Here is a 12,872-nt window from a genome sequence, read left to right on the forward strand (position 1 = left end):
ACAGCTTAGGTTTATTACGATAGACTCAATAACAAGAAGGTTTATCGCGATAAATCAAAAGAGGTGCAGAATGAAAACACAGCTGTTTGAAGCGGAATATCGTTTGATGGAAATCATCTGGGCGCAGGGCAGTGTCGGCTCTACAGAACTGGTGCGGCTTGCAGCAGAGCAGGTCGGCTGGAAAAAAAGCACAACCTACACGATGCTGCGCAAGCTAGGCGAGCGCGGTGTTTTGAAAAACGAAAATGCACATATTACGCCACTTGTCAGCCGCCAAGAGGTACTGCGCGCCGAAGGCGATGCGCTGGTGCAAAAAAGTGGCAGCCTGCCCGGGTTTTTTGCGGCATTTTTAAGTGGTAGAAAATTGACAGAACAAGAAGCGGAGGAATTAAAAGCACTGATTGACCAGAGCAGAGAGGATGGCTAGCATGTGGTTATTTAGAAGCTTGTTTCTGAATACTCTTAACAGTAGTGTTACAGCAAGCATTGTTATTTTAGTGCTTTTGCTGCTTCGTCCACTACTAAAAAAGCTGCCGCCACAAGCGGCCGGTCTTGCTTGGTGGCCTGTTTTTTGGGCGTTTTTCTATCCTTATATTTTTCACTTTTCCTTCGGCTTGCAGGCCCTTTTAGTGCCGCGCACGCAAGGGTTTGCTGGTGGCGACGGGGCAGAATATTTTCCTTCGGAGCTGTCGAGTGGTGGTACAACGCGCAAGATTTTACTCCCGGGAGGCATATCCTATCTGCCCGGTGACACGCCCGAACAGGCAATGCAGATTACCGAACGCATCTTTTTCTGGCTCGCGGTTGTTTGGATAGTCGGCATGGCGGTGTTTGCTGCAATTACGCTGTGGCGCAGTTTGACCCTAAAAAATTTGATGCAATTAAACGGAGCCCAGAAGCTGAGCGAGAAAGAAGCGAATGCGATACTAGCGCCTTACCGCTACCGTGCCCGCAACCATACCGAAATCTGGTTTTCGCAAGGGCTGCCCACCAGTTTTGTTTATAATGGGTGGCGGAATTCGAAAATTTGCATTCAAGAAGAGTTGTCAGAGCATTATCGCGAGATTGCAATAACACATGAGATATGTCATATCCATTGCTTTCACGATTATTGGAAATCTTTATTTTTTGCAGCTTGCGTGATACAGTGGTTTAATCCGCTTATCTGGGTTGCTTATCGTATTTTTTGCCGAGACATCGAGCTCGCCTGCGATGAGGAAACGCTGCACCGGATTGGAAACGAGCGCAAAGCAGAATATGCTAATATGCTACTGGAACTTGCTTCAGCAAAACCGCTGTGGGGTACACCCACTGCTTTTGGCGAATGTGAGGCTGCGGTGCGCATCCGGCATTTAGTTCATTATCGTGAGCGTAATCCAGCGATGCGCTGGATTAGTACCGGCCTTGTGCTGGCACTTGGATTTTTGCTCATTGCAAACCCACCGCCGCGCGGCCCGCAAGAAGAGATACAAACGACCTTTGAGCAGTTTTACTGGAAAAGCATGAATTCTTCTTTCGATGAGGATTTAGCACCGCATGAGCTGCGCTTTGGTGCAAAGGCGGTTTGGGCAAAACCGCTAAGCGACGGGACCAATGACATGCGGCTGGGTTTTGAGGGATGGGACGGAAGCTGGACTGAGTACATTTTACGTTACAATGCCTTTAATCAAACATGGAAGACGGAAGACGAGGATTATGGCAATGGGTCGTATTACTTTAAAGTCACCAGTCGCGAACGCCCGGAAGATTTTTCGGATTGGAAACTGATGGAGCAGGGAATGGAAATACCGGACTTTAAAAAAGAACCGGAAGGAGCTGAAAGTCAGCCCGCCGAGCCACCTGAGTCCTAGCAAGTGATGGCCCAAAAAAGTCGGCCACGGCACAAAGTGAAAAGACTTCTGTTTATAAAACGAGAGCCTGCGGATAGCCGCGGGCTCTTTTGTTTTGCAGTTCCTGAAATACACAACAAAATTGATAAAGGCCGATGGCAGATTGACAAAATAAAATTGCAGGCAGCGCATCCCTCAAAAGAGAGAACGCCGCCTGCAATCAGGAGGGCAAGTAATCATAGCTAATTAAAGAAAGCATAAAATCCCTGCATAAAATGCTGGGCAATCTGAAAAATAGGGCAAAGGATTAGAATGCTTTGCGCTCTACATAGCAGGTGTGCAGCAGTTTATGTGCCCGTGGCTTGCCGGGACCATCTAAAAATTCGTCATAGATTTGCTTTGTTACAGGACTCTCGTGTGACATGCGAAGTTTTGATTTTTTATCCAAATCGTAAAGAGCAGCACTGCGAAGTGTTTTCAAATCAACATAGTTGCGCACGCTGTCGCTTTGTAGTGGCTGGCCGCCGCCATTAATACAGCCGCCGGGGCAGGCCATAATCTCCACCATGTGATACTCTTTTTCGCCCGATTGGACACGGCGCAGCACTTCGCGCGCATTAGCAAGCCCGGAGGCAACTGCTACGTTGATGCGCAGTCCAGCAAGATCGTAGCTGGCTTCTTTGATGTCTGCTGTGCCGCGTACCTCTTTAAACTCCGGGACTTTTTTCAAATCACCGCCAAGGGTGACAGCAGCGGTACGCAGTGCAGCTTCCATCACACCGCCGGTGGCACCAAAAATAGCGCCAGCGCCCGAAGCAATGCCAAACGGATCGTCGAAAGCTTCGGCCTTTAAATCGCGCAGTTTAATGCCAGCGCCCTGAATCATTCTTGCAAGCTCACGAGTGGTGAGTGCAACATCGACATCCTGAAACTCGAAGGTGCGCAGTTCTTTTCTACCGATTTCAAACTTTTTGGCGGTGCAGGGAATGACACTGACCACGTATAAATCTTTCGGCTCAATGCGCATTTTCTGGCAGTAGTAGGTTTTCAGCAATGCGCCAAACATCTCTTGCGGAGATTTGCAGGTAGAAAGATGCGGCAGCATTTCGGGATAGTAATGTTCGCAAAACTTAACCCAGCCGGGGCAGCAGGAGGTAAACATCGGCAGTTCGCCCTTGCGTTGAATCCGCTCTACCAGCTCATGTGCTTCTTCAATAATGGTAAGGTCAGCGGTGACGTCCATATTGAAGATGCCGTCTACACCCAGGCGGCGAATTGCGGCAACCATCTGTCCTTCTACATTGGTGCCGATGGGCAGGTCAAAACATTCGCCAAGCGTAGCTCGGATGGAGGGCGCGGTGAAGAACACAACTTTCTTTTGCGGGTCGCTGATGGCATCCCAGACCTCGTCAATCTGGCTTTTTTCGCTTAATGCGCCAACGGGGCAGGCAACGATGCACTGGCCGCAGCCTACACAAGGTGAATCTGCCAAGCTGCGCTCGAAAGCACAGCCCACATGTGCATGGTAGCCGCGCTGAATTGCACCAATCACCGAGACGGACTGCATGTTATTGCAAGCCGCAACACAGCGCATGCACTGGATACACTTGTTATTGTCCCGCACAACATAAGGGGCAAGCCCGTCAATGGGGTAATGCGTTTCTTCGGTGCGAAAACGGTCTTCGTCTACCGCATAGTCAAATGACAACTTTTTCAGTTCGCAGTGGTCGCTGCGCACGCAAGAAAGGCATTTTTTGCGGTGGCTGGAGAGAATCAGCTCGATTGTGGTTTTTCGTGATTTACGCACTTTGGGAGTGTTGGTCAGCACCTCCATGCCCTCTTCTGCGGGACAAACGCAAGAAGCGACCAGCCCGTTGCGGCCTTTGATCTCTACTACGCAAACACGGCAGGCACCGATGCAGTTGAGATCTTTTAAAAAGCACAGTGAAGGAATTTCGATTTGGGCGGCTTTGGCTGCATCAAGAATCGATGAGCCGGCCGGTACCTCAACCGGAAATCCGTTGATTTTCAGATGAATCATATCCATATAGCAATCCTTCCTTTCTGGGGATAGCGTTTGTTTTGTCTGTTTTACAGCCTACTGCGGTGGCAGTTTAGCGGTAAAGGCAAAGGTCTGTTATCTCGTGTAAACGGCGTCAAAATTGCAGTTGCGCATGCACAGGCCGCATTTAATGCACTTTTCGCGGTCGATAACATGCATCTGCTTGGGACTGCCGGCGATGGCCCCTACTGGGCAAAGCCGTGCACACTTGGTGCAGCCACGGCACTTAGAGGGGTCAATCTCGTAAACAATCAGATCTTTGCAGACTTTGGAAGGACAGCTCTTATCTTCAATGTGGGCGACGTACTCATCACGGAAATACTTAATGGTGGAAAGCACGGGGTTTGAAGCTGTTTGGCCCAGTGCACACAGCGAAGAACTCTTCATATGCAGTGCCAGCTCTTCAATCTTTTCAAGGTCCTCCGGCTCGCCATGTCCGGAGGTGATTTTCTCTAAATACTGCAGCAGTCGGCGGGTGCCAATGCGGCAGGGGGTGCATTTGCCACAAGACTCTGCCACGGTAAACTCAAGATAGAATTTCGAGATGTCCACCATACAGGTGTCCTCGTCCAGTACAATCAGTCCGCCAGAACCCATCATACTACCCAGCGCAAGCAGGCTATCATAGTCAATCGGGGTATCGATGTGGCAGGCTGGGATGCAGCCGCCCGAAGGGCCGCCTGTTTGTGCTGCTTTGAACTTTTTGCCGTCTGGGATTCCACCGCCGATTTCTTCGATAATTTCGCGCAGCGTGGTGCCCATCGGGATTTCTACAAGGCCAATATTGGTAATTTTGCCGCCCACAGCAAAGACTTTGGTGCCCTTTGAAGTTGCAGTGCCGATAGAGCTGTACCATTTAGAGCCTTTTAAAATTATGGGGCAGACATTGGCGTAAGTTTCAACATTGTTTAGCACTGTCGGTTTGCCAAACAGGCCTTTGACGGCGGGGAAGGGAGGACGGGGCCGCGGCTCGCCGCGGTGGCCTTCAATCGAAGTCATTAAGGCCGTTTCTTCGCCGCAGACAAATGCGCCAGCCCCCAGACGAATCTCGATATCAAACGAAAAGGTGGTGCCGAAAATATTGTTGCCAAGCAAGCCGTGAGCGCGTGCTTGCGTAAGTGCAATCGCAAGACGCTGCACAGCGATGGGGTACTCTGCCCGGATGTAAACATAGCCGCGCTGTGCGCCGATTGCATAAGCGGCAATAGCCATCGCTTCAAGCACACAGTGGGGGTCGCCCTCCAGAATCGAGCGGTCCATAAATGCACCGGGGTCTCCTTCGTCGGCATTGCAGCAAACATACTTCATGTCGCCCTCCGAAGCCCGTGCAAACGCCCACTTTTTGCCGGTGGGGAATCCGCCGCCGCCGCGTCCACGCAGACCGGAAGCCGTTACTTCCCTGATAACATCATCGGGGGTCATGCTTGTCAGCACCTTGGCAAGTGCCTGGTAGCCGTCAACGGCAATATATTCATCAATATCTTCAGGCGAGATAACACCGCAGTTGCGCAGCGCTACGCGCATCTGCTTTTTATAAAACTGAGTTTCAGAAAGTGAAATAATGCTGCCATCGGTATGTACAGTTTCTTGATAGAGAAGTTCCTTTACTACGCTGCCGCCCTGTGCCAGATGCTCTTTTACCACGCGCCGCGCACCTTCAGGTGTAATCTGGCTATAAAAAGCGCCTTCAGGATAAACAATCATAATGGGGCCGAGAGCACAAAGGCCAAAGCAGCCGGTTTTTACAAGCAGCACTTCTTTCTCCAGCTTACTTTCTTTCAGTGCCTCTTCCAGTGCATCCACAACATGCTTGCTGCCCGAGGAGGTGCAGCCGGTACCGCCGCAAATTAGCACCTGTTTGCGATAGGATGTTTTGGCGGCCATTTCTTCGGCTTTTTCTTTGACAAGGCGGCGCACCGCCACAAGGTCGGCTTTTTCGGCACGAATCTTTGCAAGTTCTTCTAGTGTCATTCGGTCCGTCCTCCTTTTTCGATATAGCTTTCAATAATAGCTTCTGCCTGTGCCGGGGTTACCTTGCCGTAAACTTCTTCGTTTACCATAATAACAGGAGCGAGGCCGCAGGCGCCAACACAGCGTGTAGAATCAATCGAAAAAAGGCCGTCTGGTGTACATTCGCCACTTTTGATGCCAAGTTTTGTTTCGATGGTTTCTAATATTTTGGCCGAGCCTTTGACATAGCAGGCTGTGCCAAGGCAGACGCTGATGCGATAGATTCCTTTTGGCACCAGCGTAAACTGAGAGTAGAAGGTGGCAACGCCGTATACCTCCGAAAGTGATATGCCAAGCCCTTCGGCAATCATTGTCTGCACTTCAATAGGCAGATAACCATAGATGCCCTGGGCCTGTTGCAATACCGGCATTAAGCCGCCTGGCAGGGTACGGTAGGTTTCGATGAGCTCTTTGAGCTGATGCTCTTGAGTCAGCGTTCCCTTAAAAGTATGTACGAATTTTTCTTCCATGGGGTTCCTCCTTGCTGTGGCATTTAAGCATGTTGTTTAGAGTTATAGATAAAAACTATAAAAATACAATACTATGTTAAAAAAATATCTACACTTTACCCGCTCATTATAACGAAAACATTGTTAATTTTCAATCAAATATTTTGCGGCAAAAACTAAAACAGAAAAAAGCAAAGAAAAGCAAAATGTGCTTTTAAAGTAATATCAAAATAAAATAAATAAGAAATGCTGCATTTTGTTTATTTTAAAGCGGTAAAGTGCTAAAACAATAAATTTTGTAATTTTAAAATTATTTCAGTTTAAGATGCAATTTTAGCGGGACCTCAACAAGCAATATTGCGAAAAAGGGCTAAAAAGAGAGGGTAAACAAATGGTCGATTGCTTTTTGGCTCTCTCTCGCGTATGATAAAACAGCAAGGAGGTGCCTGCGTGGAACGAGAATTATTCGGCAAAAAGCTGGCAGACCTAAGAAAGCAAAAGGGCCTGACGCAAAAAGAAGTGGCAGAATGTCTACATGTTACCGATAAGGCAGTATCAAAATGGGAGAGAGGTATTAATTACCCGGACATTACTTTAATACAGCCCCTGGCAGACTGCCTTGGCGTTCCAGTAGAGGAGCTGCTGGCCGGGACACCAGAAGAGCTTAACCAGCCTGCAAAAATTGTAGAGAGCTGTGTTGCTGTGGCACAAGAAGAAACCACGAGAGAAAAATGGCAGTCTTTTTTTAAAGGGCTGGTAATTCCGCTCGTGCTTCTTTTGCTCAATATTTCGATATGCGTCTCGATGTGGCGGCAAGCACTGCAAGGGCAGATCGCCCGGGCGCCGGTTTACTTTGAAAGTCCATCGGCAGTCGTAGAAAAGCTGGGGCAGGGTACAGATATGTCGTTTGCCCATAGCGGCAAAAGTGAAACTGCGGAAGGACAAACGCTTAGTCTGGATTTTCATCACAACTATCTCTGTGGCAGCAGCCAGCCGGACACGTTTACGCTGGAAGATGGAGCAATTCACCTCAAAACAAAAATCAAAGTCGGGGAAGCCAAGTTGATGCTGTTGGACGATAAAGGCAAACTTTACTACTATGAACAGCTGGAAGAAGGAGAAAAAATAATACCGTTGCCCAATGGCGCATACCAGGTATCGGTATGCGGATATTGGTTTAGCGGAGATATATGGCTGGATGTAAACGAGAGAGATGAAACTTCTGATCATATATAAAAAAGCAGGCTGTTTTAAAGCCTGCTTTTTTCTATGTGTCTAAAAAATGTTTAATACTCACCGCTAACGTATTGTCAGATGCAGAAAATCGCTCATTCTACTGCTGGTCGGTTGCGGCAGTGTGCAGGTAGCGGTACAATAGCGGGGTAAGGAGGCGAGGATGATGTCGGAAATCGATAATCAAAAATTTGGTGCATTTGTAGCAGAACTGCGCAAAGCCCAAGGGATGACACAAAAGGAGCTTGCGCAAAAATTGCTCATTTCAGATAAAGCTGTAAGCAAGTGGGAAAGAGGGCTGAGCATGCCGGATGTTAGCTTATTGCTACCGCTTTCGGCACAGCTTGGGGTAAGCACTACCGAGCTTTTACGGGGCGAGCGCATAGCGCAGCCGTCCTTTTCTTCAGGCGAAGTAGACGCATTGGTAAACGAAACCATTCGTCTATCTTCTGAAAAAGAGCAGAAAAAACAAAAGACGAAGCGAAAACAGAGGGGCGTGCTGTATGCTGGTTGCGTGGCATTGGTCGCACTGGAGCTATGGATACTGGTCCAGACGGGGACCAATTTGCTTTCGATGAAAGACGATTTGCTATTAATAGAGCTGCTAACCCTGATTTTTGGAGGCTGGTTTTGTCTGTTTGCAAAAGAACGTTTGCCAGCGTATTACGATGAATATAAAATTAACACCTATAGCAGCGGTGTCGTGCGCATGAACATCCCGGGACTGTCATTTAACAATAGCAACTGGCCGCACATTTTACGCGCTGGGCGTATTTGGATGATGGCAGTGGCCATCCTTTCGCCCCTTGTTTATTTGCTGCTTGAAAACCTGTTTTTTGAAGGCTGGCAAAATTACGGTCGTTGGGTCGTGTTTGTAGGCTGCCTGGGATTTTTCGTACCAATGTATTTTGCGGGCAAGTATTACGAATAGAGCTTGGCGAGCACTGCTGCAGATTAACACAAGAAAAAGTACAACAGCAAACAAGTGTATGCAAAAGGATAAAAGGCGAAAATAGAAAAAAGCCGAACTTTTTAAGGTTCGGCTTTTTCGTTATTGTTTTGTTGTTGAAAATTCACATAAAACAAAAAACTCGTAAACTAAGCTTCAGTAAAGCTGAATTTACGAGTTTTTTATGGAGCTGTCTATGCGATTCGAACGCACGACCTCTTCCTTACCAAGGAAGTGCTCTGCCGACTGAGCTAAGACAGCATATGGCGACCCGGATCAGGCTCGAACTGACGACCTCTAGCGTGACAGGCTAGCGTTCTAACCAACTGAACTACCGGGCCACAATGGCAGGGGCAGAAGGACTTGAACCCTCGGCACGCGGTTTTGGAGACCGCTGCTCTACCAACTGAGCTATACCCCTATCTGGGCTGCACCCGAATTGAGAGCGCTCATATATAATACCGAAGATTAGGCCAAAAGTCAATACATTTTCCGAAAAAAGTTTGATTTTTTTTAAAAAAGTCTTAAAACCCCTGTAAACACTGCATTTTCGCTTGTTTTGGCGAAATATAGAGAGCCAAAAAGAAAGAAAAACAACCCCCTTTTGCTGATTGCAACGGGTTGTTTTTCTATAAAAAGCCACCGATATGGCCGCTTAAATCATATCTTCAATAAAACCGCCGCCGGTTACAATGTCTCCATGGTAAAGCACAGCAGATTGCCCGGGGGCAGGGGCACGGGCAGGTTCAGCAAAACGCAGGGCAAGGCGGTCATCGCTTGCATCCACGATGGTACAGGCCACAGGGGTAGCTACCGAGCGGATTTTGATTTCATACTGCTCGCCAGCTGCAAATGGCTTTAACGGGGCAACCACGTCACTCAGCGTGATGCCATCGTAAAACTCGTCGCCAGAAAAACCAAGCTGGATGTCCCCGTTGTCACAAATGCGCTTTACAAAGGCCGGACGGTTGAGTGAAAGGCCGAGACCTTTTCGCTGACCGACCGTGTAGTGCATTACGCCTTTGTGGGGGGTAAGGCGTTTCCCATCCGGTGCAATAAACCAGCCTTCCAGCCCGGCATAGCCGTGTGCCTGGATGTAACCGGCGTAATCACCGTCCGGAATAAAGCAAATTTCCTGACTATCCGGCGCATCGGCACAGCACAGCCCCATTTCGCGTGCCATTTCTCGAATAGCGGGCTTTTCAAACTCGCCAAGCGGCAAGCAAAGACGGGACAGTATCTCTTGCGGCAACCGGTACAGCATATAGCTTTGGTCGCGCGCAGTGCTAACTGCTTTTTGTACGGCAAAGCCATGCGGAGTTTCTGCAATGCGGGCGTAATGGCCGCTTGCGATATAGCGGATACCCATTTCATCTGCGGCATCACACATTGCTTTAAATTTTACGGCTGGGTTGCAAAGTACGCACGGGTTTGGTGTGCGCCCTTTGCAATAGCTGTCGCAAAACGGACGAATGACCGCTTCATTGAAGCGGTCTTCGCAATCTAACACGCGCAAAGGAACACCCAGTTGCGCGGCTACTTTTTTGGCTTCTTCAACAGCTTTGTCGTGTGCGGGAGAAAAGCGGATGACCGCACCTTCCACGGCAAATCCCTGATCCCGCAAAATCTGCACGCAAACCGAGGAGTCCACCCCGCCCGACATGCCGACCAAAATGCGGTCCAAAGCCGAGTTAGGCATGGCAGCCACCGTTTTCGCAGCAGTCGTGGCAATCTTGTACCAGTTTGCCAACCAGCGGCTCGGGGTCAACACCCTGACGGCGATAGTAATCAGCAAGAGCAGATTTAACAGCCTGCTCCGCCAAAACGCTGCAATGCACCTTTACCGGGGGCAGGCCATCCAAGGCTTCAACAACCGCCTTATTGGTCAGTTTCAGTGCGTCATCAATGGTTTTGCCTTTAATCATCTCGGTGGCAATGCTGGAAGTAGCAATAGCCGCACCGCAGCCAAAGGTTTTAAACTTTACGTCTTCGATTACGTTGTTTTCGATTTTGAGGTACATTTTCATGATATCGCCGCAGGTCGGGTTACCGACCTCGCCGACACCGTTGGCATCGATAATTTCGCCGACGTTACGGGGGTTCGAGAAGTGATCCATTACTTTTGCACTATAATTCATACTGTTTTCAGTCCTTCTATTCTTATCAGTTGTATATAAATTAAGATAAAATCAATCAGTGAACGGGAAGGTGAGCCGGTACGCGGCCTTTTTCAATATCCTCCCACATCGGGCTCATTGCACGCAGACGGGGGATAATGGTCTCAAGCGCCTCACAAGCTGCTTTGGCCTCTTCCATGGTGTTCTGCACACCAAAGGTAAGCCGTAGGCTGCCGTGTGCAACCGCATGGGGCAGACCAATCGCCAGCAAAACGTGGCTGGGGTCCAGGCTGCCGCTGGTGCAGGCGCTGCCGGAAGAAGCGCAGATGCCCTTTGCATCAAGCAAAAGCAGCATGCCTTCGCCTTCAATGCCCTCAAAGGAAAGGTTGACGTTGCCGGGCAGACGCTTGGTGGGATGGCCGTTCAGTTTAACATAAGGCAAAGCAGCGCAAAGTGTTTTAATCACGTAATCGCGCATCTCGGTAAGCTTTGCAGCTTTGTGCGGAATATCCGCGGTTGCGATTTCAATGGCTTTGCCCAGGCCGACGATGCCTGCGACGTTTTCAGTACCGGCACGACGTCCGCCCTCCTGTCCGCCGCCGTCGATGAGGTTGGGCAGACGCACGCCTTTTTTGATATAAGCAGCACCGATGCCTTTGGGGCCGTTGAACTTATGGCCCGAAAGCGAAAGAGCATCAATGTGCTGAGCTTTAACGTCAATTTCGACAGCGCCGACAGCCTGAACCGCATCGGTGTGAAAAAAGACACCCGCTGCGTGGCATACTTCGCCAATTTCAGCAATCGGCTCAATGGTGCCGATTTCGTTGTTGGCATACATAATGGAAACCAGCGCAGTGTCAGGGCGGAGCGCGGCGCGAACCTGCTCGGCGGTGACAAGGCCGTCTGCATCTACCGGCAGGTAGGTCACTTCAAAGCCTTCTTTTTCAAGCGAAGCCATGCTGTGCAGCACAGCATGATGCTCAAAAGCGGTGGTGATTAAGTGCTTTTTGCCCGAGGGGGCCAATTTATGTGCAACGCCTTTGATAATCCAGTTATCGCTTTCGCTGCCGCCCGCGGTGAAAAATACTTCAGCGGGTTCGCAGCCCAGCGCAGCGGCTACTTTGCCGCGTGCCGCTTCTACAGCGGCGCGGCTTGCCTGTGCCACCGAGTAGATACTGGAGGGGTTGCCGTAATGCTCCTTAAAATAAGGCAGCATCTCGTTTAAAACATCTTCCGCAACCGGTGTGGTGGCTGCGTTATCCAGATAGATCGTTTTCAAAACAATTCACCATTCTTTCCTGTTAATAGCCGAGAACCGGGGAAAGTCCGGCCTCTGTGATTAATATATACCAATAAGGTAGGAATTGCAATAGCAAACTACTCAATTTCAGTATAGTTTAAAAAATTTTTTATGTGCATCACAAGCGTGCCCAAAAATAAAGCCCGCCAAGATGCAAAGCAGCAACAAGGCGGGCGAAAAAAGCGAAAAAAGGCTTGCCACAAAAACACAGGGATAAAAAAATCGGTTTCGAATCGTACTTTCCGGAATACATTTTGTGGGATTGCCAATCTTAAAAGCAGGCACCTTTTATAAAAGTTGAAAAGCAGGTGCGAGGGATTTACTATTTGCGGTATTTTTGGCTCTGGGCGACCGCCATTGCATCGCATCGCTCATTTTCTGCATGCCCTGCATGGCCTTTAATCCACTGATATTTTAAGGTATGGGGCTCGGCAGCGGCAAGCAGTGCTTCCCAAAGGTCACTGTTTAGTGCGGGCTTTTTATCCGCTTTGCGCCAGCCATTGCGCTGCCAGCCTTTGGCCCAGCCTTTCTGTAAGCCATCAATCACGTATTTAGAATCGCTGCAAAGGGTAACCTCACACGGCTCGCGCAACAGTTCCAGTGCACGCAGTACCGCGGTCAGTTCCATGCGGTTATTGGTGGTTTCAGGCTCACCGCCGCAAAGCTCTTTTTCTACCTGCCGATAACGCAAGATGGCACCCCAGCCGCCAGGGCCTGGATTTCCACTGCATGCACCGTCCGAAAAAATTGTAACTTGTTTCATATATCCTCAACATTCCTTTTTAATGTGATATTCTTTTTTACATTTATTATTGTATTATATCGGCTTTTTGATTGAAACACAACTACTGTGCAAAGAGGAGGGAAAGATGGAGAAACGGTGCCCACAGCGCAAGAAAAAAAGTAGGGTCCCCGTATGAAAA

General features: G+C 49.1%; 11 protein-coding genes and 3 tRNA genes. 4 read left to right on the plus strand and 10 right to left on the minus strand.

Annotated elements, in window-relative coordinates; all coding sequences use genetic code 11:
- Positions 1-70 precede the first annotated feature (70 nt).
- Both C1A11_RS09710 and C1A11_RS09715 read left to right on the plus strand, forming a co-directional pair.
- Complete coding sequence (locus C1A11_RS09710; RefSeq protein ID WP_102050274.1) at positions 71-427, plus strand: BlaI/MecI/CopY family transcriptional regulator; 357 nt, start codon at positions 71-73, stop codon at positions 425-427.
- Position 428: 1 nt separating this feature from the next.
- Positions 429-1,850, plus strand: coding sequence for a M56 family metallopeptidase (locus tag C1A11_RS09715; RefSeq protein WP_180950312.1), 1,422 nt, complete (start codon positions 429-431; stop codon positions 1,848-1,850).
- A 286-nt stretch (positions 1,851-2,136) separates the two neighbouring features.
- On the opposite strand, the gene C1A11_RS09720 is transcribed toward C1A11_RS09715, so the two are convergent.
- The 3 genes from C1A11_RS09720 to C1A11_RS09730 form a co-directional block, all read right to left on the minus strand.
- Positions 2,137-3,876 carry an NADH-dependent [FeFe] hydrogenase, group A6 gene (locus C1A11_RS09720; protein WP_102050276.1) on the minus strand — a complete coding sequence of 580 codons (1,740 nt, stop codon included), beginning with the start codon at positions 3,874-3,876 and terminating at the stop codon, positions 2,137-2,139.
- 90 nt (positions 3,877-3,966) lie between these two features.
- Positions 3,967-5,862, minus strand: a complete 1,896-nt coding sequence (locus C1A11_RS09725) for an NADH-quinone oxidoreductase subunit NuoF (protein WP_102050277.1) — start codon at positions 5,860-5,862, stop codon at positions 3,967-3,969.
- Complete coding sequence (locus C1A11_RS09730; protein ID WP_102050278.1) at positions 5,859-6,371, minus strand: NADH-quinone oxidoreductase subunit NuoE family protein; 513 nt, start codon at positions 6,369-6,371, stop codon at positions 5,859-5,861. Before C1A11_RS09730 ends, C1A11_RS09725 begins: the two co-directional genes overlap by 4 nt.
- A gap of 429 nt (positions 6,372-6,800) precedes the next feature.
- Between C1A11_RS09730 and C1A11_RS09735 the strand changes: the two genes are divergently transcribed.
- Together C1A11_RS09735 and C1A11_RS09740 are read left to right on the plus strand one after the other, a co-directional pair.
- Positions 6,801-7,586 carry a helix-turn-helix domain-containing protein gene (locus C1A11_RS09735; RefSeq protein ID WP_242965900.1) on the plus strand — a complete coding sequence of 262 codons (786 nt, stop codon included), beginning with the start codon at positions 6,801-6,803 and terminating at the stop codon, positions 7,584-7,586.
- A gap of 160 nt (positions 7,587-7,746) precedes the next feature.
- Positions 7,747-8,514 (plus strand): helix-turn-helix domain-containing protein, encoded by a 768-nt coding sequence (locus C1A11_RS09740; protein ID WP_102050279.1) that lies wholly within the window; start codon positions 7,747-7,749, stop codon positions 8,512-8,514.
- Between the two features lie 203 nt (positions 8,515-8,717).
- On the opposite strand, the gene C1A11_RS09745 is transcribed toward C1A11_RS09740, so the two are convergent.
- From C1A11_RS09745 to rnhA, 7 genes are all read right to left on the minus strand, one after another.
- Positions 8,718-8,793: transfer RNA gene (locus C1A11_RS09745), tRNA-Thr, on the minus strand.
- A gap of 3 nt (positions 8,794-8,796) precedes the next feature.
- A tRNA-Asp gene (locus C1A11_RS09750) sits at positions 8,797-8,873 on the minus strand.
- 4 nt (positions 8,874-8,877) lie between these two features.
- A tRNA-Trp gene (locus C1A11_RS09755) sits at positions 8,878-8,953 on the minus strand.
- 234 nt (positions 8,954-9,187) lie between these two features.
- Entirely contained in the window at positions 9,188-10,231 is a 1,044-nt protein-coding gene (gene mnmA / locus C1A11_RS09760) for a tRNA 2-thiouridine(34) synthase MnmA (RefSeq protein ID WP_102050280.1), read from the minus strand.
- The gene (nifU, locus tag C1A11_RS09765; protein ID WP_102050281.1) at positions 10,224-10,670 is read right to left on the minus strand and encodes a Fe-S cluster assembly scaffold protein NifU; all 447 of its coding nucleotides are present in this window, start codon (positions 10,668-10,670) and stop codon (positions 10,224-10,226) included. Before nifU ends, mnmA begins: the two co-directional genes overlap by 8 nt.
- A gap of 55 nt (positions 10,671-10,725) precedes the next feature.
- Positions 10,726-11,934 carry a cysteine desulfurase NifS gene (gene nifS, locus C1A11_RS09770; RefSeq protein ID WP_102050282.1) on the minus strand — a complete coding sequence of 403 codons (1,209 nt, stop codon included), beginning with the start codon at positions 11,932-11,934 and terminating at the stop codon, positions 10,726-10,728.
- Positions 11,935-12,271: 337 nt separating this feature from the next.
- Positions 12,272-12,712, minus strand: a complete 441-nt coding sequence (gene rnhA / locus C1A11_RS09780; protein WP_102050284.1) for a ribonuclease HI — start codon at positions 12,710-12,712, stop codon at positions 12,272-12,274.
- Positions 12,713-12,872 lie beyond the last annotated feature (160 nt).

Origin of the sequence: Pygmaiobacter massiliensis (assembly GCF_900199435.1) — a bacterium.
In the GTDB taxonomy this organism is placed as follows: Bacteria; Bacillota; Clostridia; order Oscillospirales; family Ruminococcaceae; genus Pygmaiobacter; species Pygmaiobacter massiliensis.

Coding starts and splice junctions, on each gene's coding strand:
- C1A11_RS09710 (WP_102050274.1), top strand. CDS start 71: ATGAAAACACAGCTGTTTGAAGCGGAATATCGTTTGATGGAAATCATC.
- C1A11_RS09715 (WP_180950312.1), top strand. CDS start 429: ATGTGGTTATTTAGAAGCTTGTTTCTGAATACTCTTAACAGTAGTGTT.
- C1A11_RS09720 (WP_102050276.1), bottom strand. CDS start 3,876: ATGGATATGATTCATCTGAAAATCAACGGATTTCCGGTTGAGGTACCG.
- C1A11_RS09725 (WP_102050277.1), bottom strand. CDS start 5,862: ATGACACTAGAAGAACTTGCAAAGATTCGTGCCGAAAAAGCCGACCTT.
- C1A11_RS09730 (WP_102050278.1), bottom strand. CDS start 6,371: ATGGAAGAAAAATTCGTACATACTTTTAAGGGAACGCTGACTCAAGAG.
- C1A11_RS09740 (WP_102050279.1), top strand. CDS start 7,747: ATGATGTCGGAAATCGATAATCAAAAATTTGGTGCATTTGTAGCAGAA.
- mnmA (WP_102050280.1), bottom strand. CDS start 10,231: ATGCCTAACTCGGCTTTGGACCGCATTTTGGTCGGCATGTCGGGCGGG.
- nifU (WP_102050281.1), bottom strand. CDS start 10,670: ATGAATTATAGTGCAAAAGTAATGGATCACTTCTCGAACCCCCGTAAC.
- rnhA (WP_102050284.1), bottom strand. CDS start 12,712: ATGAAACAAGTTACAATTTTTTCGGACGGTGCATGCAGTGGAAATCCA.